We start from the raw sequence: 22,018 nt of genomic DNA, 5'->3' as shown, positions 1-22,018 counted from the left end.
AAAACAAACGAACTTTATGTGAACAAACACCCCCATTAAAATATGTTGCACTTTTGTTTTACACAATCCATACTAATTGTTATAACTTTTTAAAGGTGGTGTAATTATTGATAGTTCTTGAAACTGAACGTCTTAATCTTCGCTGGTTTGATATAAAAGACGCTCCTTTTATTCTTGAGTTAGTAAACGATCCTGCATGGATTCAGTTTATCGGTGACAAAGGAGTTAGTAACTTAGAAGATGCAAAAAATTATATTGTAAACGGTCCCATCGATATGTATAACAAACTTGGATTCGGCCTTTACTTAGTAGAACGAAAAAAAGATCTCACTCCACTTGGTATGTGTGGCCTTATTAAAAGAGATTCATTAGAAAACGTTGATATCGGGTTTGCCTTTTTAGAGACATTCCGTTCAAAAGGATATGGCTACGAGTCAGCTTCTGCGATAATCGAATACGGTGTACAAAAGCTTGGCATGAAACGAATTGTAGCAATTACTTCTGTAGATAACATCGCCTCAGGAAAGCTTTTAGAAAAAGTAGGATTACGATTTGAGAAAATCATTTCAGATTCAGGAGAAGATTTAAAATTATTTGGGTATAACGCATAGTAAAGAAGGTCGCCGTGAATGGTGACCTTCTTTACTATTTTACTGATCTCGTCATAATACTTTTAGTTCCATTTATAGTTTTGCAGTAATTCTTGTGATTACTACTATGCCTTTCATATCACATTTTTTGGAAATTCATAGAAATAAAACTTTCACATTTAAATAAATTATATTAATATATCAAATAAAGGAAGTGAGAATAAATGGAACAACCGCTATTTTTATTAGTTCTTCAATTCATTGCATTCATATTAATCATTTGTATCGTATATGGAATGTTGTACAATACCGTATTAAATTTAAATATGCCTAAATGGACTGCACATATAGTAGCTACGGTCTTTTCCCTTGGTATTACCTATCAAGCTTTTATAAATTTTATTTGAAAAACTTTTGTAGCAATTACTTCTATTGTTGATGCAGTAAAGCTTTTAGAAAAAGCAGGATTGCAATTTGAGAGGGTTATTTCAAGATCAGAAAACGTAACCATTTTTTATACAGTCTTTCCAGCGCAAAATAGTGAAGAAGTTAGTTCCGCTGAAAGTGTGTTTGCATAAAAAGAAATGAATTTAATTGATGCTACAAAAATTTTATTTTAATTCTGGTTCTATTGTTTGGAATCGTTCTAGGGTACCATTTGTGTGGACTTTAAAAATTTTCATTTGCGCACCAAAATGTTGCGTTAAGTAAAATGTATCACCAGTTATTAAATTTCCAATCTTCCAATCAGGTTGATATGTACTTTCCATGGAACTTTCTAAATCCCAATCATTATTAAATTGATATATAATGAAGATGAACTACTCAACATTTTCGTTAAAGATAGTCTATCAACCTCTAACTACCTAATGAACTCAAGTAAACACATCTTCAGTCATTTTAAGAGGTACAAAAGGCACCCTTTCGGGTGATTTTTGTATAAAAATTCTATTTTTTCATATTCGATACCAACCACGAACCTTTTTAAAATAATAGTATCATTATGTCTCCTTTTTAGAGATTATTTTTAATTACCTTTAATTTTTTGCACCAGAACCGGAAAATCCCTGACTACTCGAAATATCAACTATCAGGTGCTAATATTCAATAACGCGTACTGAAAATGATTAAACATTTTTATAAACCCGTGGAACATTTAAGAAATCAATTTTTCTCTTATCGAAATTTAATTAGCTTACAGTAATACAGTGGTCATATATTTTTAAGAATAACGGAAGAATATATAGAAATTGCTACAGAAATGTGAAGTTTAATTAATTTAGGAGGAACAAACTTGTTTAATCAGCTTGTAAAAGTTATACCGAATTTATTTACGATTGGAAATTTATTGTGCGGTGTTTTCTCAATCACCTTGAATATGAGTGAATATTTAGGAGCAGCCTCCATTCTCATTTTCTTTTCAGCTGTTTTAGATTTTCTTGATGGAAGAATTGCAAGAAAATTAAAAGTGAACAGTGAGTTTGGCGTAGAATTGGATTCCTTAGCTGATATTGTTAGTTTCGGCGTCGCTCCTGCGCTTTTATTTCATACGATAGCAACACCTTCTATTTTAACTTCTTTGGCATTTATCCTATTCCCAACAATGGGTGCTTTAAGATTAGCTAAATTTAGTATTAAACCAACTATTGGATATTTTAAGGGATTACCTATTCCAGCTGCAGGATTATCATTGGCTGGCATGGCATTGTTTTCATATAGTAATGCATGGATTACTTTAATCCTCGCCCTCTTAATGGTAAGTCCCATTAGGTTTAAAAAATTTTAATGAAGGTCACGCCCAACGCCATTAAGGAGCATTTTAAATGGATTTAACGCGTCAATAAGTATAAAAAAGCGGGACAATAATATTAAATTAGGTGCCCTTCGAAAAATTAAAACCTTGTATTTATGGCTATTGGGTTAATCCATCGATATGTTATTCTGAAACGTCAGTCCACTTTTAACAGGAGCTCCCTTTATCAAGAGAGCTCCTGTTCTTATTTCTTCTTCTTTTCTGTCGGTTGGCTTTGTTTAGCAAAATTAGATGAATCATCAAAATTCGGTTGCTTTTTACCAGCATTATTACTTCTACCTTTTCCCATATGTAATGCACCTCCCCTCCCCCTTACTATTCCCAATAAAAAAATTCTCTTGCATCCAAGAGAATTTTAAATTGGGTTCTTATTGATAATACCTAAGTACTTCCAACACTGCCATTCCATAAAAGATGGATCCAATGTTAAATTATTTAATGCTAAAACAAATATTACATTTTCATATTTAACTGGATAATCAATTAATAATCCTAATGTATTTCCTGAATCTGCGACAATTATGATTCCCTTTTCTAACACGTCATCTATAACTTCTTTTAATTATTCTTACCTAGCATATAATATTTTCCTACACATTGAGATTGCATGTTGTATAAGGAAGCCCTTCTTCTTTCCATGCAAGAAATCCTCCCTTTAAATTCACTACTTCCTTTATACCAGCTCTTTGTAAAATACTAGCTGCTATAGCGGAACGTAATCCGGTTCGACATTGCAAAACTATTGGAAAATCTTTCGGTATATAATCTAGTTGTTCAAATAGATTACCTAAAGTGACATGTATTGCATCATGAAGGTGTCCTTCCTCCCACTCTTTTTTACTACGCACATCGATAACCTTAACGCTTCCACCTTTTATATGCGGATATAATTCAATCGATGTTTTTTCTTTGTAACTTTCAAATCTATCAAGTCTTTGTATTACTTTTAAGGGTGCAAAAGCAATAATATTATCTAACCCAATAGATTCAAATTCTCTAATAACTGCCTCTACTTTAACCTTTTCCTCATCTAGAATTATTAAAGTTTCTTTTTTATAATCTAATAACCATCCACACCAAGTTGTGAAAGAATTGTTATAAGGTATGTTAATTGACTTCTCGATATGACCTGCAGCAAAACTCTCTACATCCCTTATATCAACTATTTGATAAACGCTCTTCAAAATTTCTTGAAGTTCTTCTACTGTATTAATAGCAGTACTTTTTCTCTTCTTACGAATTGGCGGACCATACTTATTTAAATTCTTCATTAATGAAAAATACTTTGGAGGCTCTGGCTGTGCCGTCAATAAAGTCGATATAAAATCACTTTCTTCATTACACCGAAATGCCCAATTGAACATCTTTTCATAACCTAATGTAGAAGTTGGAATTGCTCCTAATGCTTTTCCACATGCGCTTCCCGCACCATGTGATGGCCATATTTGCAAATAATCAGGAAGTATTTTTATTTTTTGTATAGAATCAAATAATTGTTTCGCTCCTATTTTTGCAGTATCTTTAATACCGACTGCAGTTTCTAATAAATCCGGCCTTCCTATATCTCCTACAAATATAAAATCACCTGTGAATATTCCTATCGGTTTATCATTCGTATAATTATTTTGACTTGTATCAGTTACTAAAAAAGAAATACTTTCAGGCGTATGCCCTGGGGTGTGAATTACATTAAATTTTATATGACCTACTTTAAACTCTGTGCCCTCTCTAACCAATTTGTATCGACCTTCGTTAAGATATTGATATTTCCAATCACAATCTCCTTCATCAGATACATATAAATTTGCATGGTAAAGATTAGAAAGTTCTCTAGACCCAGAAAGAAAATCAGCATGAATATGGGTCTCAGCCGCAGCAATTACTTCCATCCCCTCTTTCTTAGCAAATTCTATATATTGTTCTATATAGCGACTAGGATCAATAACGATTGCTACGCCTTCTTTCTGACAACCGACTAAATAGGAAGCATGTGCTAATTTTTCATCATAAAAATATTTTAAAAGCATAGCTATTCCCTCCAATTAGTTATTTCAAATTAATTTTCAATTTTTGTAACCACTTTTTATCTTCTCCTATAGAATCCCTTTCAACATTAAATTCCAATACATATATGGCAACATATATCTTTTAAGTAAAAACATACTATACCGTTCTTTCGCTTGATTAAATGGAAACGTTTCTTGAGGCTCATGTTCATAGTTAAATTCAGCAAGTATAAGACTTTTATATCCTGTAACAATCGGACATGATGTATATCCATCATATTTAGCCTGTAAATCTCTTCCGCTAAGTACGTCCATAATATTTTGTTTTAAGACGGGTATTTGTTTTCGAATTGCTGCTCCAGTTTTAGAGGTAGGTAAATTGGTACAATCTCCAAGTCCAAAAATATTTTTATATTGCACATGCTGCAAAGTATAAGGGCTTATATCTACCCACCCCTGATGATCACTTATCTCACTCTCTTTAATAAAATTAGGTGGCCCCATTGGCGGAACAACATGTATCATACTATATGGTACGGTTTCTCTTTTTAGTGTTTGCGTATCTTCAAAAATTGCCTCTCTCTTTTCGGCGATAATTTCCACTAGATTTTTATTATAATTCGTTATAATTTGCTTTCTTTCTAGTACTTGTTCTAAAGTATTTGCATATCTTGGAACCTGAAATATGTTATTGTTTGCAGAATAAAACATTACTTCACTTCTGTTTCTTAAACCACTATTACAAAAATACTCCTCTGCTAAGTACATAATTTTTTGTGGAGCACCACCGCATTTAATAGGAGTATTAGGGTGGGTAAAAAGCGCATTTCCTCCTTTAACTTTTTCGATTTCTCTCCAAGTAGAATCAACATATGTATAAGAATAATTGCTACATACCCCATTAGTGCCAATAGACTCTTTTAAGCCTTTAATACTGTCCCAATTTATTTGTATACCAGCTGCTACAATAAGAATTTCATACTCAAGTAGCAGTCCGTCATCTAAAAGTATCTTATTTTCAGATGGAAATAACTTAACAACACTTTTAGGGATCCACGTTGCCCCTTTTGGAATAAGCGATTCCTGATTACGCATCGTACTTTCCTTTGAAACAATTCCTCCCCCCACTAAACTCCATAGTGGCTGAAAGTAATGTTTTTTTGATGGATCAATAATTGCTATACTTTCTTTCAATAGGGGTACATTTCGTAATAAATGTGCAGTAGAAGATAGTCCTGCTGTCCCAGCACCAATTACAATAATTTTATAACTATCTCTGGTCTTCATTATCCTCTTCCTATCTAAAATTGATTTTTAAATTAACTAATTAGTAGCCATTTTTTCATCGTAGTAACATTATTATAAGTTAAAAACACCATAGCTTTATCTGATTCAAATGAAAATTTTGTTAATTTTACCATCAACATTACTATATGCGTAAATCCCCTATGTTACTTCCATATTTTAGTTTTAATATCAAAACTATATATTGTTATATAAAATAAAAAATATATTAAAATACTTTTCATGAATCCGGATAAGTAATGTTTAAAAAATAACATCTAACATCTTAGATGTTATAATAAGCAAATTCACATACTTCACAAATATGAAAAGTATTAAATATCACTTAAGTTTCGTTACTTTTTTTATGTATATATTGATAAAAAATTGTGAAATTTCATCGCATTATGCAAGACATTTAATATCAAATATATTACTTTTACCATGAACTAAATGTGTTTATAGGAAATTTATAGATAAATAAAGTGCTAAATTGACTCTTATGCAGTAATTATCGTTTCATTTGTCTAAAAATTGAAAAAATATGTGTAGATAGATATCATTTAAAACACATATATAATTAATTTTAATTTTCCGACACGTTTTTTCACATAGTTCTTAAACTAGTTTTTTGCGTGCATTATGAAAAAAATTGTACCGTGTCAATCTTAAAAAATTATATATCATAACTTTAAGAGAGGAAGGAAAACTATGAAGATGAAACGAAAAATCATTATGACAACAGCACTTGCAGCAACATTAGCTACAGGTGCACTACCTACCACATCAGTGTTTGCTGCAGAAAAAGAGGCTCCTATCCAACAAAACAAGGAACAAATGAGTATTCAACCATTAGCACAAAATAATTTAGAAACAGCTGTTAATGCTGCCTTAAATGGTCCAGAAGTCAAAAAAATAAAAGTATTTGAGCATGAATTTAACGTAAAGGAAATAGAAGTAGTAAATCTAGGTGCAGGAAAAAAATATGTTAAGGGACAAATTTCTCATCATTTAAGTTTCCGTCCAGATGATCAATTTTATTATGAGTTTACTGTGCAAGATGGAAAAGTAGTAGATAAGCCTGTATTTAGTATTGATAGAGGTGGTTGGACACCATTTGCTGCTCCACTTTTATCAATTCTTGCTGCGTATAATGGAATTCCAGTTAATCCAAATGATTTAAATACACTTGGTCAGCAGATTGGTAAAGTTATAGATGGAAGCTGGGAACATGCAGCCCAATCTATCGCAACTGTAGTTAGTCTAAGTTTTAATGAGTAGAATTTTTCAATTTTTATTAGCATTGTAGGGATTCACTTTTTGTAATCAGCCTTGTTATAAGAGATTCTAAAACAGCTATTAATAAACTTTTACTACTCATTCACATTATTTTGATTTGTTTACCACCTTATCATTCATTATATGTCACAAAATAGAATTCTTTTTTAAGGCTTCTATTTTGTTTGTATACAATACGAGCAACGGTTGGTTTTTGGAGGCTATATTTCGATTTTTCAAGAATACGTTTGGCTATTAGGTACAATTCATAAAAACAAATTATTAAAGTCTCAAATAACTTACTCCCCCTGTTTTTAATTATTTTCAAATCCAAAAATTTATTACCTCAAGAATGAAAAACAATAAATATAGTAAAAACATCATCTAGCAATTGTTTAAAGATCAGGAGAGATAAAATGAAGAAAATAAAAATGAGAAATTTCATTAAAATTAGCATCCTCACTTGTATTACACTAGCAAGTTTAAGTACACCATCTACTCTTTTAGCTGATAGTCATCCAGGTTACTCCTATGAATCCAATATAGGATATCAAAATCCATCGTGGATGTCCAAAATAGAAGATTCAACAAAATTAAGTGAAATATCTATTCCAGGGACTCACGGTACAATGGCTTTACATGGAGCAAGCTTTCTTGATGAAAATTTGACAAGAAATCAAACTATGAGTCTATCCCAACAATTAAATTCTGGAATCCGATATGTAGATATGCGTGTTAAACGTGTAAAAGATTCTTTTGCAATGTATCATGGCATTGTAAATCAAAAAGCTGTGTTTGAAGATGTATTAAAAGAGACAATTCAATTTTTAAAAGAGCATCCAACAGAAACAATATTAATGCGCCTAAAAGAAGAAACTACTCCTGAAAGCGGCTCTCTATCATTTGAGGAGATATTTTTAAAATATAAAAACGTTAATGCTTCATATTTTTGGAATCCTAATTCCGTACCAACCTCAGATAGAAATAACCCTACTTTAGGAGATACCCGCGGGAAAATTGTAATCTTACAAAACTTTACATCTACTCAATTGTACGGCATTGATTACGAAAGTTTGAATATACAAGATAAATTTGAAATTGGAAGCGGACCAGACGAAATATATGCAAAATGGATTGCGATAAAAACCCATCTACAAAATACAAATACTAATTTTAATAATGGAAAAATTCATCTCAACCATTTTAGTGGTACGGGAGGCGCAGCAGCATTTTCAAATAATGTATATCCTTGGTTTGTTGCAAGCGGAAAAGAGAGCAGAAATACTGATAGTAGTCCTAAATTGATTCAAACGAATTCCACAAATGCATGGAGTGATTTCCCTCGCGATAGAAACGGACAAGTATACTATGGAGGAATGAATACACTTGGGACCGAACTCTTACAACAAGGCATAATTAAACATTCTGGTATCATCGCAGCTGATTTTCCTGGTCCAGGTTTAATTGATAGTATCATTAAATTAAATGGTATACATTCTAATGAAAAAGAAATATTAATTTCGCAAATATCATCTGAATCTTGTCCTTTATCCGGGCAACAAAATCGATCCAGTCAAAACTTTAAAATTGATAGTTTACCTGTAGGTACCAAAGAATTAAAATGGGTTATTGAGCCTTCAGAAAAAGATTATTCTTCTACTATCTCTTTCAATGTAATGATTGATGTTTCCCTAGGAATAGATTCTACTCGTTGGAAAAACATTTCACATGGATCTAGGACTGAAGCTTACACAAATACTAAATATTATATTGCAAGTCCAATGGGTGCCACTAACAAATTCACAGTGAAAATATACGCTATTACAAATTAGAAAATAAAGAATCCCAATGAAATTCCATTGGGATTCTTTTTTAATTTCATTTCGTAAACATTAGGATGGGGTTTAAATCTTATTGATTTATCATTTAAATCATAAGATAATTCATATTTGGAACAGCCCTTAATTTTTAAAAGAAAACCCAAAAATGTTAACTACCTTTTCCCACCTGTCACTTATTCAAAACTGGCTTCCAAAGCGATAAGGCAAAAATCCAATTTGAGTCGCCATTTCCTTGATGATCTTGAACTGCTTCATACACTTTTCCCTCATGTACTACTCTATCGCCTTTAGTATATGCTTTTCTTGCATCCCATTTTTCATATGTGGAATCCTCTGACTTTGTTGTTACAGTCAAAACATCACTTCTACTAGATTCATTTCCAGCTAAATCAACCGCCGTCACTACATATTTATACGATGTATTAGCCTTCAAATCTTTATCCATAAAGGATGTATTAGCCGCTGTCCCAATTTTATTCATAACCCCAGCGCTTTCTCTATATACAATATAATGGTCAACACCTACATTATCTTCAGACGGACTCCACATCAAATCAACAGTTTTCGCTGTTGTACCCATACTATGTAATCCTTTTGGTTGAGTTGGAGCCTCTATATCTGGGATTGCATGTGTTGTCTTAACCTTTAGTTTTTCACTTTCTTTTGATATGTTTCCAGCAGAGTCTAATGCCTTTATTGTATAGGTATATTCCGTATCTGCTTTTAGTTTTTTATCAATAAAAGTTGTACCTGGTACCGTATCAATTACTTCGCCATTACGTAACACTTGATATTCTTTTACACCTATATTATCAGTAGAAGCCTTCCATGTTATTTCAACACTATTGGCAGAAACTTTAGAGGCATTTAATTCAGTTGGTTGACTTGGAGCTACTGTATCGGGAGTTTCATTATTTACTAGATTTACATCAATTACATTATAAAACGCATTTGACGTATCTGCTACATCCCATACAGCTAAAATAACATGATAACCATTGCGATCAGTTGGTACATTAATTGTATGTGTTAAATTATTTGATGCGGCAGAACCATCATGTTTCACAGTTCCAATTGGTTCTAATTCAGCACGTGTTAATGGTTTATTAGGATCCCATCCCTTTTTTGTAATGTAATAATGCCATTTACTTGTAGGATGTGCAGCTGTATATTTCCATGTAAAGGTATTTGCTCCACCCTTAATCGTGTTTTTGAACCAGCGATTTGATGTTTGTTGGTCAAGAATTCCTCCAAACAGTCCTCCTGCCGAAGCGATTTTTCCATCAATCGGTCCCCCGTCTGGGAATCCTTTAGGTGCTTCTAGGCTTTGAGGTTCGTACATTATATTTCCACAATTTAAATTCAATGCTCCATAATTCTGACTACATAAAGCAGCACGGCTACTTGGCTTTTCAACAAATCCATGTGCATAAGCACTTTGAGGAATCATAGTAATAGCCGTTACCCCTGCAGCTAAAACACAAGCACCAATTCCTTTTTTACTTTTTCTTAATCTTTCCAATTTAGATGTAAATTTCAAATTCATTCTTGTCCCCCCAATATATTATTGTTATCGCTAATATAATAGCAATATAGAGATAAACGAACAAATTACTAATAAATATACTAATACCTCTCATACATTGGTACGTTTATTATTATTTTTAATCTCATATAAAAATAAAATAAATACAATAAGTCTATTTTGTAACATTATGTTTTAAAAAAAGAATAAAAACTTCGTTTAATTTCACAAAAAATTCAAATATTAAAACAGATAATTAAATCATGTAGGAAAAATAATTTTTTTATATTACAAAAAAGCAAAAAAAGTCTGGAAGAAGCCGATTATATCCGTTTCTTCCAGACTTTCACTTCTTTTATAACACTCACAAATCCCTTAACCTTAAACATATACACTTGAGGTTAAAACCCACATAATCAATATAACCTATATGTTGACTAGCTTCTAAATGTTAAAATTCATAAATTAATAGTAACAGAACAATTAAAACAAGCCATTTAGCAATCACATATAATATTCTTACTAATTCAATCTAACGCTTAATTACTTATAAAATGACTTAAGGTATCTAGCTTAACTGTATTTTCTTTATTAATAACCATTGTCTATCCTGCATTTTCTTACTTTAAGCAGATTATCAAGAGATTGTTAATATTTAAGGAGAAAACCCATTTTTCATTATCATATTATAAAAATTTATTATATTATTTTTATCTAATAAGGCACAGAAACAACGGGTAAACTTCAGTGTGCTTGAGAAACGTCTTAGGGTGAAACGTTTAAAGGGTACTTTAGTACTGAGTTTTTATTAAATGTTCCTGTACCTAATATTTAAATTAACGTATGTCAAAATATTTTACAATACGAGTGTTAAACGTTACATATTTCTATATAAAATGATACATTTCATCAGCACGCCTCCCTAATATTTATGCTAAATATAGAAAATTCAGCTCGTTAGGATTTAATTTTAAAATTCTTATAAAAGCATATGATAGATTAGGCACGTAATTGACACAAATTAATAGTCTATCTACTTTTTAATTACCTATAAAAACTCTATTACCGCTTTATTATTTACTCCTAAACCAAAGCACATCTATACCTACAATTTCTTAAAATTCTTTTAGATAATATTTCAAAAGAGTCGATAGTTTTATTTTTTTTATTTTTTTATTGTACATTTGTGCATTTGATGTTAGGATTATGCCTATTAAAATTGAATCCTAACGATTCTTCTTTATAATTTCCATATTTTAATTGTTAAATAAAAATATAGATTCTGATATATATTCAAAATCAGACCGAAAATATCTTTATTTTACAATGATGTCGTAGCATACCTTTAGAATGGAAAGATATATGCAACAACGTGTTAAGGGGTTACAGGAGGAACAAAAATGAGAGACTTTTTTGATGATAAGTACAAAAATATTGAATTAAAAAGGAGGTTAATCAATTTAATAAGTGAAATTAGCGAATTCAAAGGAAAATTAACTGCTTATCAGGAACAAAACCCTGACATATTTAATAGTTTAGAAAAAACTATACCACTACATTACATAAAAAATTTCACAACTATTTATGAGGATATAAAAGTTCCTAATAAAAGATTAAAAGAACTTATTTTAGATGATATAGTACCTCAAAATATTTCTGAAGATGCTATTTTTTGTTATTATCAAACACTTTCTTTTGTACATAAAAACTCCTGTACTTTATCAATTAATCCAGCAACTATACAGGAATTACATTTTCAACTAATACATTACCTTACCTCTGACAGTGCCAAATGGCGTGAAAAACCTTTTATTATTCCAGGTATTCCTGAGCATGGAATGCACTTGAATAGTTACCGCATTCTTCCGCATGAACTCATTCCACAGTTTATGGAGCAATTATGTGATCAATACAACTCATTAAATACTAGTAAGGGGCTACATTCACTTTTATTAATAGCTCGTTTTATATTAAATTTTTATTGCATAGTCCCTTTCAATCAAGGTAATAACAGGCTGGCATTTATGTTAATGCAATTGCTGTTAATTAAGAGTGGACATACATTTGTAAAATATGTATGTTTGGATAAATATATTAAGAAAAATGAATCTGATTATTACAATTCGATTTATAAATCTTCGGTCAATTGGTACTGCGAGGAACATAATAATAGCTTTTGGTTAAAAACGTTTTTAACAATTATATTAGAGGCTTACAAAGATCTTCATAACACAGTTCTAGATTCTATATATAAACATACTAAAGTTGAGAGAATTCAAGATTTTATACTTAAACAAAAACAACCTTTTACTAAGGAGAGTATTCGTAACACTTATCCAGATATTGCAGAAAGTACAATCAGTAAGGCTTTAAATTCCTTGCAAGTGTTTGGCCATATTAAGCTAGTTACAAAAGGAAGAAACGCAACGTGGATTAAGATTTGACCATATTTTCAATACACATGAGGTTTAAAAATTCAATTATAACCTTATCATTGAATTTCATTTTAATTTTAAGCTAATATTACTTTTTTAGTTATTTCTAATTCCAACAAAACATTTTATAGGAAAAGGTCCGCTTTCCCCCGCCTTTTCCTATAATAAAATGAAATATAAACATAAAATAATTGTCGAAAAAAGTCTAATTTTAATATTTTTTCTTTATTTTCTGGTTGTAAACGCTTCTATTTCATGTTACCATCTTAATCAAACAATAGATGGTCATAAAAATGAAAGTATTTCTTTCCCTTAGAAACATATAAACGTACGGTAATCTCAAGAAAATAAGGCCAAAGCAATATTTGATACCTACCAAAATAACTAATAGGAATTTTGCGCATATATTTTTCTGTTAATTCAGAAAAAAACATTTTGTCCCTAAACAAAATTTGTTAGCGCGCAAACTTTAATTACACTAGAACACCCAAATAAATATAATGTCTTTTTAATTGAGCATTAAGATATTAAAAAAGAATTCTTCCTACAAAATTCAGCTGATGAACTTAAAGACATCTAAATTACTACCTTAAACGCCATCTATTGTTGACAATATATTTATCAACTATGAAAAAGAGCCTATCAAGGGTTCTTTTTTGTGATAATCATTCAAATTTCAATTCTATCTTGGTACTTAGATTCCCCCACAAATCACCTCTACTTTTTTGCTCTCAATTATTAATTTCCGTTCCCAATTTGTTTAAATTTGTGAATAAAATTCCATCTTATAAAAATAATAAATATAACTAATCGTTATATATTAAAGAGGTGTCAATTTTGTCTTTAAATGAAGAGATCTTAGAAACTAAAACAGATAAAAACATTGAAAAGATCCAAACAAGTAACTTAAAAGAACTTAAAAATACATTAGATAACATCTTTGATATTAGTGCAGATTTAATTGAACACCCTTTGCAATTAAAAACAAACACGAATATTTTACTTTATTATTTTGAAGGCCTTACAGATGGTGTTGCATTAAAAGCCAATGTTGTTACACCATTATTACAAGAAGTAAATGAAGACAGTCAAATTTTTAATTCTAATATTATTGCTACTCATACAAAAATCGTATATACATGGAATGAAATTAAAGAAGGATTACTTGAGGGTCAATGTGTACTGTTTATGGAAGGAGAAAATCGGTCACTTCTAATAAATACAAAAGGCTGGGCAGAGAGAGCCATTCAAGAACCAATTTCAGAAGTTACTATTAAAGGCTCACATGATGGTTTTATTGAGAATGTCACAAAAAATATAGGCCTAATTCGTCGATATATTCCTTCTACAGAGTTAAAAATCAAAAAGCTGACGATTGGAGAACGAGCCACTTCTTTAGTCTATTTAATTTACTTAGGTGATGTAGCAAACGCAGATGTAGTCCAAGAAATAGAAACTAGAATCTGCAAAATCAAAACAGATGCGGTATTAAGTATTGGAGAGCTATCTAATTATACAAAAGATCAAAATTGGACTCCTTTTCCACAGGCTTATTTAAGCGAACGTCCAGACGCCATTTCAAACCATATACTTGATGGGAAAGTAGCGGTGTTAATGGATAGATCCCCTGGTGCTATGGTTGTTCCTATGAATTTGATTGGATTTTTTCAAACCCCAGATGACTATAATATTCATTGGCTCATTGCATCTTTTTTTCGCTTATTACGATTTGCAGGATTTATTATAGCTATTTTTTTACCCGCATTTTATATTGCTATAGTATCCTTTCACTTTGAGATCATTCCTATAGATTTATACACTTCTATTGCAACGTCAAGAGTTAAGGTCCCCTTCTCTCCCTTATTGGAAGCTTTTATAATGGAAATTACACTGGAAATGCTACGTGAAGCTGGTATTCGCTTACCACAACCTATTGGACAAACTATTGGTATTGTTGGAGGGATTGTAATTGGACAGGCGGCTGTTCAAGCTGGACTTGTGAGTAACGTTATGGTTATTATCGTATCTATTACAGCCATTGCATCATTTATTGTTTCTAATTATGATTTATCAAGTTCTATACGCCTTATTCGTTTTCCAATGATGTTATTGGCATACTTTTATGGGGTTGTAGGTATTGTTAGTGGATTAATGCTCTTATTTGCTCATTTTGTTTCACTGACTTCCTATGGTTCACCATACGGATTGCCAATCGCGCCATTTCGGCTTCAAGAGTTAAAAGATTCTTTTGTAAGGTTTCCTATTTCGATGATTACCACCCGTTCGAGTACTGGACAGCCGAAACAAGAAAAGAAAAAAGAAGGTGGTCCGCATGGGGAATCTTAAATTCAAAAATATAACTTTATTCGAATTTATTATTTTCATCCATTCGCTGCAACTTGCATCTGGTATGTTAATTATGCCAAGCCCACTTGCTACTACTGCTGGTACAGATGGCTGGATTTCAATCATTCTTGGATGGATGGTTACTTCTATAATCGGTGTATTTATTATATTAATGTTACAAAAAAATCCCAACAAAAATTTCTCGCAAATCTTAAAAACATACTTTGGTAAATGGCTAGGGACGATTCTTTTTCTTTTATATGCCTGTTATCTATTTTTTGCTGGCTTTAATACTTTATTAAAGGCAACTGATATTGTAAAAGTGTGGATATTCCCTTCCACTCCTACTTATCAAATCACCATATTATTACTATTACCTTTTATTATTTTAACCCTGAGTGGGTTAAGGGCCCTTACTAGTTATTCTATGCTTGTTTTCTTCTTCACTACTTGGATGCCACTATTTCTTCTGTTTTCACTAAAGACTAACTACACCCCTTTACACCTACTACCTATTTTTAAAGATGGATTATACCCTATTATAAAGGCAACAAAAGAAACCATTACACCTTATGCTGGCTTAGAAATTGCATATTATATATACCCGTTCTTACAAAAAAAACAAAAAGCCATAAAAGGACTACTAATAGCGAATACTGGAACTATGTTTTTCTATTTATATGTGACTATTCTTTCTTATATATACTTTAGTCCAGAGGGGATAAAAGACGTAATCTGGCCAGTATTTCATCTGTTAAAAGGGGTTCGTTTTTCTTTCATGGAAAGATTAGAAATTATATATATCGCTTACTACTTGATTGTATTTTCCACTACAATATATCCGTATTTATTTTTCAGTTTTGAATCTATGACCATATCACTTCAAAAAAACGCCCGAAATTGGGCGCTGCTTGCTTTTATGTTATTTATAGTTGGGCTATTTATTTTCCTAAATCCCGATGTGGATCAATATTTGTTTATATATTCTCTTATGGATATCTTAAATGTCATTTTCTTTATTCTTTTACCAATCTTATTTTTCGCTTACAGTATTCTTTTTACTTGGGTTACTAGGAGGAAACAACTTTGATTCGAAAATGGATATGGATTGTAATTTGTTGTGTGTATATAATTGGTTGTAGTCAGAGAGTTCCTCTTGAGAAGGTTTCATTAATCCTTTTAATTGGCTTGGATAGAACCTCTAATGGAGACATAAAAGTTGGAACAAGCATACCACTCTTTCATCATAAACAGTCAAAAAGTACTATAGAGCATTGGACACAAGCATCAACTGTATATACTGGATTCAGTAAGATAGATACAAAGTTAACGGGCTTTATGACAGCTTCCAAAGCTGAAATCATTTTAATTGGGAAAAAATTAGCGCAAGAAGCAAATTGGTTGCAGGAGCTTGATTCTTCTTACCGTGATCCTTACGCTACCATTAATGCTAAAGTAGTACTTGTAGATGGACCTGCAGAAGAAATTTTTAAAATTCACAAGCCTAGTAAACCATCACTTTCATCTTATATAAGTGGTGTAATTGAATCATCAATTCAAAATAACCAATCCGTCTCTTCTACAATTCAACAATTAATGAGAGAACAAAATGAAGAAGGAATGACGCAAACTGTTCCAATTATCAAAAAAACAAAGAATGAAATCGACACAGTAGGAATTGCATTTTTAAATCGAAAAGGGAAATATTTAACTCATATTCCTAAAAAAGATGTTAAATTTTTCAATCTTATAAATAAGCAAAAAAGTAGCGGGCGAATGATACTACACCTTGCGCTTCCTCCTAAAAAGTCCAGCAAGAAAACAAACACTTCTATCTTCGTACAGAACGCGACAAGGAAGGTAGTTGTTGCTTTCCAAAACGGAAAGTTTGTATTTAATCTCGATATATATGCTAATGTAGCTTTAATAGAAAAAACCAATGCGAATTTAATAAAGGGGCACTATGATAATAAAAAAAATGTAAATAATTTAGAAAGTGCTATTCAAAAAGAAGTTAATAAAAAGTTACAAAATATTTTAAATGAAATGCAGCAGAATAAAATTGATCCAATCGGATTATCCCTATATGCTAGAGCCTTTCAATATAAAGAGTGGAAAAAAGTAAAAGGTGATTGGTTGCAAGCATTAGCAGAGGCTAAAATAAATGTAAAGACACACGTTAAAATGAAAGATACTGGGACCATTAGAAATTAAAATAGACTAGTCTATTTTTCTGCTTAAAAGTCTTTCTAAGTGGTTTTCCATCTTCAATATTTATCATATAACAGATGCTAACTCAAAGAAAAATCTACTGGTTAAATGCTAACCAATAGATTTTTCTTTTTTATCTAAGGATTCTTTTAAAAGAACAACAATTTTACTACAGTAATCAAGAACAGGTTTCTAAATTAAGTTACTGGAGAATATATAACTCTGGCGCAATATCCCTACCAGCTTTCATTCCAATAATAACTCCATGATATAACGTCAAAGATGAAATCCCTCAACTTAGATATTTGACTTTTTAAATTTATACAAATGTCTTAGCTCTATGTACTGTGATATATAGGTCCACATCAATATGTTATTGCATCATATACTGAACAGATAATTTAAATTACTTTTATAAAGGATGATGAGGATGAACCTAGAAGATATACAAAAATCCTATGGCGTAATTGTAAGTTTAGGAGGATTGTGTCAAGTCACCAACCAAATCAAAAGACACAATTTAAGAACATTTTCTGGACCTTTAGATTGGTTTTATTATCCATCACTTTCAGATGTAAACAGATTACTTCAAAATCGATTTAAAAAATTCATGAAGTTGGAAAATATGGTTATAGAAGGTTCAGAAAGTTACGGTCTTATTGAATCAGAATTTGATAATCAAATTAAATGGGCAGAACGAATTACCTACTGTATAAAGGACACTTATTATAATTGTTTTTCAATGCATGATTTTCCTATTAATTCCGAAAAGGATTTGAAATCAACCTATCCTTCTTTTAAAGCTAAATTAGACACTAGAATTAATCGATTCCTTGAAAAAATAAATAGTAGTGAATCCATTTTATTCATTAGAATTTGGGGAAATCGAGATGAAGCGGTTGAATTACAAAACGTGTTATCTAAAATTACAAATAAGGATTTTAATATTCTTATTGTTAATTTCAAGGAGGGTATATCTAATATTGTTGAACAAAATTGGGGAATATCGAGGGTTTGTTCAATTGAACTCCCACGTTATCAGGATAGATGGGAAGGTGATGATTCCGATTGGGATGTTATTTTAAACAAAATAACATTAACTTAATAATTTTCTTCTTACTTTTAACATGATTTGGCCCGTAAAATCAAATAGGTGTAGAAAAATAAAATTCCTGTCTAATTGATACACACTTAATTAACAAAACGTTCATATAATAATTCGTAAGTCCTTCTTTATTGAATAAATAGTTCTTTACAAAATTAGTTCCATCACTAGAGCACCTTTATGCGGTGCTCTTTTTTGAATTTATAAAATGTAAAAATAGTTGTTCCATTTTCCTTTAAATGGCTAATTCCCTTTGTTATTCTTCTATTGATTTCTGTATAATCATTTATGCGATCAGCATATTCTGCTTATGTAGTGCATTCACGACTACTTACTTCCATACTTTATCTTATATTTTGTCTTCTTGGATATTTCATTATAAGCTTCTTCAATTCCCTTGATTTCCTTCCCCTTCTTTTATCTTAAGAACAAGCAATTTCTTTCATTAATATTAAATAAACTAAAGCATAGATTTTAAAAGAACCTAATTTACATATAATTAATGATAAACTACAGTGTGTATTCTCCACGTTTAATCAGCATCTGAATTATAAATCTAACATATTTTTTTTAGTTGATTGTCATTATGGTACAACCGTGTATACATTTACCAAACAAACTACATAGTTTAAATTAGTAAAATATATAGAGAGGAAGGAAATAAATCTATGAAAGTCATAATTTTGTGTGGCGGAAAAGGGCTTCGGATGCAAGGAATTTTAGAGGACATTCCCAAACCATTAGTTCGAGTTCAAGGAAAGCCTCTCCTCTTGCATATAATGAATTGGTATAGAAAATATGGACATTCTGATTTCATTTTACCCTTAGGATATAAAGGTGAGAAAATTAAGGAATATTTTATGGACTTTAGCTGGAAAGAGAATGACTTTAGTTTGAATTTTAAAACCAGTCAATATACGCTACTTCAGAAATTAGAAAATTGGAATATACACTTTATAGATACAGGAATTGATACAATGACCGGGGCAAGACTAAAAAAACTTGAATCCTTTGTACAGGGTGAAACCTTTTTATTAACTTATGGTGACGGATTAGCCAATATAGATATTGATCAACTAATAGCATTCCATAAAGAAAAAGGAAAAATTGCTACATTAACTGGAATTAAAAAAAATAGTCAATACGGCCTATTGGCGGTCGAAGATGGAATTGCTATTGATTTTAAAGAAAAACCATTACTTGATGAAGTAATTAATGGCGGTTTTTTTGTATTTAACAAAGAAATATTCAATTATTTAAGTAATAATGATGATTGTGTTCTAGAAGAAGATCCTCTTCGAAATTTAATAAAAGACAATGAGCTCGCCGTCTATGAACACAATGACTTTTGGGCTAGTGTCGATACACCTAAAGATTTAAAAACTGTAAATGAAAGTTGGAATCCAAATAAATTTTAGTGGAGAGGACTGAATAAGCATTGAACTCTAATGATAAAAAAATAAGTTTACCTCGATTGTACATCCCCTCTAATGAGAAAATAGTTAACCCACTTTCAACAGGAATTAAAGCTTCAAATCTCTCCAAAAAAAATACTCAAAAAAGAATTAATCCCCAATTCTATAATCAACAACATGATCTAAATAATCATTTCTGCGTCATTGTAGGTAGTGAGTATGTCTTGAAAATTATTGCTTTACAGCAATCATTAATGCAGTACTCAGAAAAATTCACATTGTGGATTTGTTGTATAGATCCTTTTGCATATTCACTATTAAAAGAAATGAGTTTAATTAATGTAAACCTTTTACAAGTTGAAGAATTAGAAGATCGTGAACTAAAAGCAATTAAGAGAAAAAGAAAAGTAAATGAATATTGTTGGACTTTAAAATCTGTCTTGATAGAATATTTATTGGTCAATTATGATTTACCATCTATTCTATATTGTGATGGTGATTTATGCTTTTTCTCTGACCCTAATATTATTTTTGAGGAATGGGGTGACCATTCTATCTTCCTAACCCCCCAAAGAGATCGTGATTGGGTAGAAAAAATGTACGGAAAATATCAGGCTGGTCTAATTGGATTTAAGAATGATCTCTATGGACTAAAAAGTGTAAGATGGTGGAAAAATAAATGTATAGATTGGTGCAGTGCCGAGGCTGAAGAGGGGAAATTTGGAGACCAAAAGTATTTAGATTATATCCCTATATATTTTCCAAAAGTAAAAATTTCAAATAACTTAGGTATAAATGCTGCGCCTTGGAACTGTATATATAATAACGATTATAAAATTGACAAGACTAAAAATGATATATTTATTGAAAACGACAAACTAGTTGTTTACCATTTTGCATGTATTACTATCTTTACTGAAAATGATTTTGATCTTTGGTCTTTGGGAGAAATTTCAATACCCAATAATATATTAAACCATATTTACACTCCGTATTTAGAGAGAATTCAATTTGTTTTAAAGCAATTAAAGGATAAATTCAATAAAGATACTAAACAATTTTTAAGTAAAAAAGATATAAATAAAGCTCAAACTTTATATAAAGATTCACAATTAAGAAGAAAAATGAATCAATCCAATCATTTTATGAACTTTTCCATGATTATAAGTAAAGAACGATTAATTCAAGGATTGACCTCTTATTATTCCTTAGAAAATTTCAACGCTAAATTTACTGTATGGATCTGTTGTATGGATGATCTAACTTATCAAATATTAGAGAAATTAAAATTAAAGCACGCCATACTAATTCCGGTAAAAGAAATTGAAAATCATGAACTCCTCAGTATAAAAAATGATAGAAGTTTACAAGAGTATTGTTGGACATTAAAAGCGTCCCTATGTCTACATGTCCTTAGTCTTTATCCGGAAGTTGATCACATTATATATTGTGATGCTGATATGTATTTCTTTACAGCACCTAATATCATTCTTGATGAGTGGTGGAAATACTCTGTATTCCTTTGCCCTCAAAGAAGCTCTACTGAAATTGAAAGCATACACGGTATATACCAAGCTGGTTTAGTAGGCTTCAAAAACGATCAAAATAGTAAAGAAATTTTAACATGGTGGAAAGATAAATGCCTAGAATATTGTAATAATCATTATGATGTTGAAATGGATAGATGGGGTGATCAAAAATATTTAAATCACATTCCTAACATCTTTTCTAATATAAAAATCATGACTCATAGAGGTATTGATGCAGCACCTTGGAATGTCATTTTAAATAGCAGTTCTATATCCAAAACAGATAATAAAGTTTTTATTGATCAAGATGAATTAATAGCTTTTCATTTTGGAAGTATGCAAATTATTAATCCAAATGAGTTCGATTTATGGAAACACGAAACTTTAGAATTACCTCCAGCAGTTTTAGATTATATATACATTCCTTATATTGAACAATTGAATAAGACATGTCATACCCTTCATAATACTTTTCAAAAACCTTCCTCCTCTTTATTTGCTGATCAAATTGATACAACAACAATAAAAAATTATTTTAAATACCCCTCCCCTCATCACAATTAAGACTGATACTTTCCTTATTTAAAAATAAATCTATTTATTTCAGCAACTAAAAATACATCTTAATAAAGGATAGATT

16 protein-coding genes are annotated in these 22,018 nt (G+C 30.8%); 12 read left to right on the top strand and 4 right to left on the bottom strand.

Annotated elements, in window-relative coordinates:
• Nucleotides 1-107: 107 nt before the first annotated feature.
• Both HMAS_RS07095 and HMAS_RS07090 read left to right on the top strand, forming a co-directional pair.
• Entirely contained in the window at nucleotides 108-611 is a 504-nt protein-coding gene (locus tag HMAS_RS07095) for a GNAT family N-acetyltransferase (RefSeq protein WP_000636209.1), read from the top strand.
• A gap of 203 nt (nucleotides 612-814) precedes the next feature.
• The gene (locus tag HMAS_RS07090) at nucleotides 815-997 is read left to right on the top strand and encodes a hypothetical protein (protein ID WP_000437513.1); all 183 of its coding nucleotides are present in this window, start codon (nucleotides 815-817) and stop codon (nucleotides 995-997) included.
• Nucleotides 998-1,201: 204 nt separating this feature from the next.
• On the opposite strand, the gene HMAS_RS07085 is transcribed toward HMAS_RS07090, so the two are convergent.
• Nucleotides 1,202-1,360: a DUF5065 family protein gene (locus HMAS_RS07085; protein ID WP_000446433.1), complete on the bottom strand. Its 159-nt coding sequence runs from the start codon at nucleotides 1,358-1,360 to the stop codon at nucleotides 1,202-1,204.
• A 524-nt stretch (nucleotides 1,361-1,884) separates the two neighbouring features.
• Between HMAS_RS07085 and pssA the strand changes: the two genes are divergently transcribed.
• The gene (gene pssA, locus HMAS_RS07080) at nucleotides 1,885-2,376 is read left to right on the top strand and encodes a CDP-diacylglycerol--serine O-phosphatidyltransferase (RefSeq protein ID WP_000483080.1); all 492 of its coding nucleotides are present in this window, start codon (nucleotides 1,885-1,887) and stop codon (nucleotides 2,374-2,376) included.
• A gap of 617 nt (nucleotides 2,377-2,993) precedes the next feature.
• Here pssA and HMAS_RS07070 read toward each other — a convergent pair.
• Together HMAS_RS07070 and HMAS_RS07065 are read right to left on the bottom strand one after the other, a co-directional pair.
• Nucleotides 2,994-4,430, bottom strand: a complete 1,437-nt coding sequence (locus HMAS_RS07070) for an MBL fold metallo-hydrolase (protein ID WP_025708910.1) — start codon at nucleotides 4,428-4,430, stop codon at nucleotides 2,994-2,996.
• Nucleotides 4,431-4,496: 66 nt separating this feature from the next.
• Complete coding sequence (locus HMAS_RS07065) at nucleotides 4,497-5,696, bottom strand: FAD/NAD(P)-binding oxidoreductase (RefSeq protein ID WP_116344736.1); 1,200 nt, start codon at nucleotides 5,694-5,696, stop codon at nucleotides 4,497-4,499.
• Between the two features lie 708 nt (nucleotides 5,697-6,404).
• On the opposite strand from HMAS_RS07065, the gene HMAS_RS07060 reads away from it, so the two are divergent.
• On the top strand, nucleotides 6,405-6,974 hold the full coding sequence (locus HMAS_RS07060; RefSeq protein WP_025708912.1) for a hypothetical protein: 570 nt from the start codon (nucleotides 6,405-6,407) through the stop codon (nucleotides 6,972-6,974).
• Between the two features lie 413 nt (nucleotides 6,975-7,387).
• Nucleotides 7,388-8,803, top strand: a complete 1,416-nt coding sequence (locus tag HMAS_RS07050) for a phosphatidylinositol-specific phospholipase C (protein ID WP_046392932.1) — start codon at nucleotides 7,388-7,390, stop codon at nucleotides 8,801-8,803.
• Nucleotides 8,804-8,981: 178 nt separating this feature from the next.
• Here HMAS_RS07050 and HMAS_RS07045 read toward each other — a convergent pair whose 3' ends face one another.
• Nucleotides 8,982-10,358: a lytic polysaccharide monooxygenase gene (locus HMAS_RS07045; protein WP_048535908.1), complete on the bottom strand. Its 1,377-nt coding sequence runs from the start codon at nucleotides 10,356-10,358 to the stop codon at nucleotides 8,982-8,984.
• Nucleotides 10,359-11,737: 1,379 nt separating this feature from the next.
• On the opposite strand from HMAS_RS07045, the gene HMAS_RS07040 reads away from it, so the two are divergent.
• The 7 genes from HMAS_RS07040 (at nucleotide 11,738) to HMAS_RS07010 (ending at nucleotide 21,942) form a co-directional block, all read left to right on the top strand.
• Nucleotides 11,738-12,781 carry a Fic family protein gene (locus HMAS_RS07040; protein ID WP_116344734.1) on the top strand — a complete coding sequence of 348 codons (1,044 nt, stop codon included), beginning with the start codon at nucleotides 11,738-11,740 and terminating at the stop codon, nucleotides 12,779-12,781.
• 828 nt (nucleotides 12,782-13,609) lie between these two features.
• A complete protein-coding gene (locus HMAS_RS07035) occupies nucleotides 13,610-15,118 on the top strand; it encodes a spore germination protein (RefSeq protein WP_025708916.1) in 1,509 nt (502 codons plus the stop codon).
• Nucleotides 15,105-16,208 (top strand): GerAB/ArcD/ProY family transporter, encoded by a 1,104-nt coding sequence (locus tag HMAS_RS07030; protein ID WP_025708917.1) that lies wholly within the window; start codon nucleotides 15,105-15,107, stop codon nucleotides 16,206-16,208. Before HMAS_RS07035 ends, HMAS_RS07030 begins: the two co-directional genes overlap by 14 nt.
• Nucleotides 16,205-17,332 (top strand): Ger(x)C family spore germination protein, encoded by a 1,128-nt coding sequence (locus HMAS_RS07025; protein ID WP_065224155.1) that lies wholly within the window; start codon nucleotides 16,205-16,207, stop codon nucleotides 17,330-17,332. The genes HMAS_RS07030 and HMAS_RS07025 overlap by 4 nt, the downstream gene beginning before the upstream one ends.
• A 427-nt stretch (nucleotides 17,333-17,759) precedes the next feature.
• Nucleotides 17,760-18,434 (top strand): papain-like cysteine peptidase, encoded by a 675-nt coding sequence (locus HMAS_RS07020; protein WP_001047153.1) that lies wholly within the window; start codon nucleotides 17,760-17,762, stop codon nucleotides 18,432-18,434.
• A gap of 668 nt (nucleotides 18,435-19,102) precedes the next feature.
• A complete protein-coding gene (locus tag HMAS_RS07015; RefSeq protein ID WP_000864434.1) occupies nucleotides 19,103-19,852 on the top strand; it encodes a sugar phosphate nucleotidyltransferase in 750 nt (249 codons plus the stop codon).
• A gap of 20 nt (nucleotides 19,853-19,872) precedes the next feature.
• On the top strand, nucleotides 19,873-21,942 hold the full coding sequence (locus tag HMAS_RS07010) for a hypothetical protein (protein ID WP_001087529.1): 2,070 nt from the start codon (nucleotides 19,873-19,875) through the stop codon (nucleotides 21,940-21,942).
• The last annotated feature ends 76 nt before the right edge of the window (nucleotides 21,943-22,018 follow it).

It is taken from the genome of Bacillus sp. HMA207, assembly GCF_003402455.1.
In the GTDB taxonomy this organism is placed as follows: domain Bacteria; phylum Bacillota; class Bacilli; order Bacillales; family Bacillaceae_G; genus Bacillus_A; species Bacillus_A cereus.
This window is presented reverse-complemented; position numbering and strand designations above follow the sequence as displayed.

Coding starts and splice junctions, on each gene's coding strand:
- HMAS_RS07090 (WP_000437513.1), top strand. CDS start 815: ATGGAACAACCGCTATTTTTATTAGTTCTTCAATTCATTGCATTCATA.
- HMAS_RS07085 (WP_000446433.1), bottom strand. CDS start 1,360: ATGGAAAGTACATATCAACCTGATTGGAAGATTGGAAATTTAATAACT.
- HMAS_RS07070 (WP_025708910.1), bottom strand. CDS start 4,430: ATGCTTTTAAAATATTTTTATGATGAAAAATTAGCACATGCTTCCTAT.
- HMAS_RS07065 (WP_116344736.1), bottom strand. CDS start 5,696: ATGAAGACCAGAGATAGTTATAAAATTATTGTAATTGGTGCTGGGACA.
- HMAS_RS07060 (WP_025708912.1), top strand. CDS start 6,405: ATGAAGATGAAACGAAAAATCATTATGACAACAGCACTTGCAGCAACA.
- HMAS_RS07050 (WP_046392932.1), top strand. CDS start 7,388: ATGAAGAAAATAAAAATGAGAAATTTCATTAAAATTAGCATCCTCACT.
- HMAS_RS07045 (WP_048535908.1), bottom strand. CDS start 10,358: ATGAATTTGAAATTTACATCTAAATTGGAAAGATTAAGAAAAAGTAAA.
- HMAS_RS07040 (WP_116344734.1), top strand. CDS start 11,738: ATGAGAGACTTTTTTGATGATAAGTACAAAAATATTGAATTAAAAAGG.
- HMAS_RS07030 (WP_025708917.1), top strand. CDS start 15,105: ATGGGGAATCTTAAATTCAAAAATATAACTTTATTCGAATTTATTATT.
- HMAS_RS07020 (WP_001047153.1), top strand. CDS start 17,760: ATGAACCTAGAAGATATACAAAAATCCTATGGCGTAATTGTAAGTTTA.
- HMAS_RS07015 (WP_000864434.1), top strand. CDS start 19,103: ATGAAAGTCATAATTTTGTGTGGCGGAAAAGGGCTTCGGATGCAAGGA.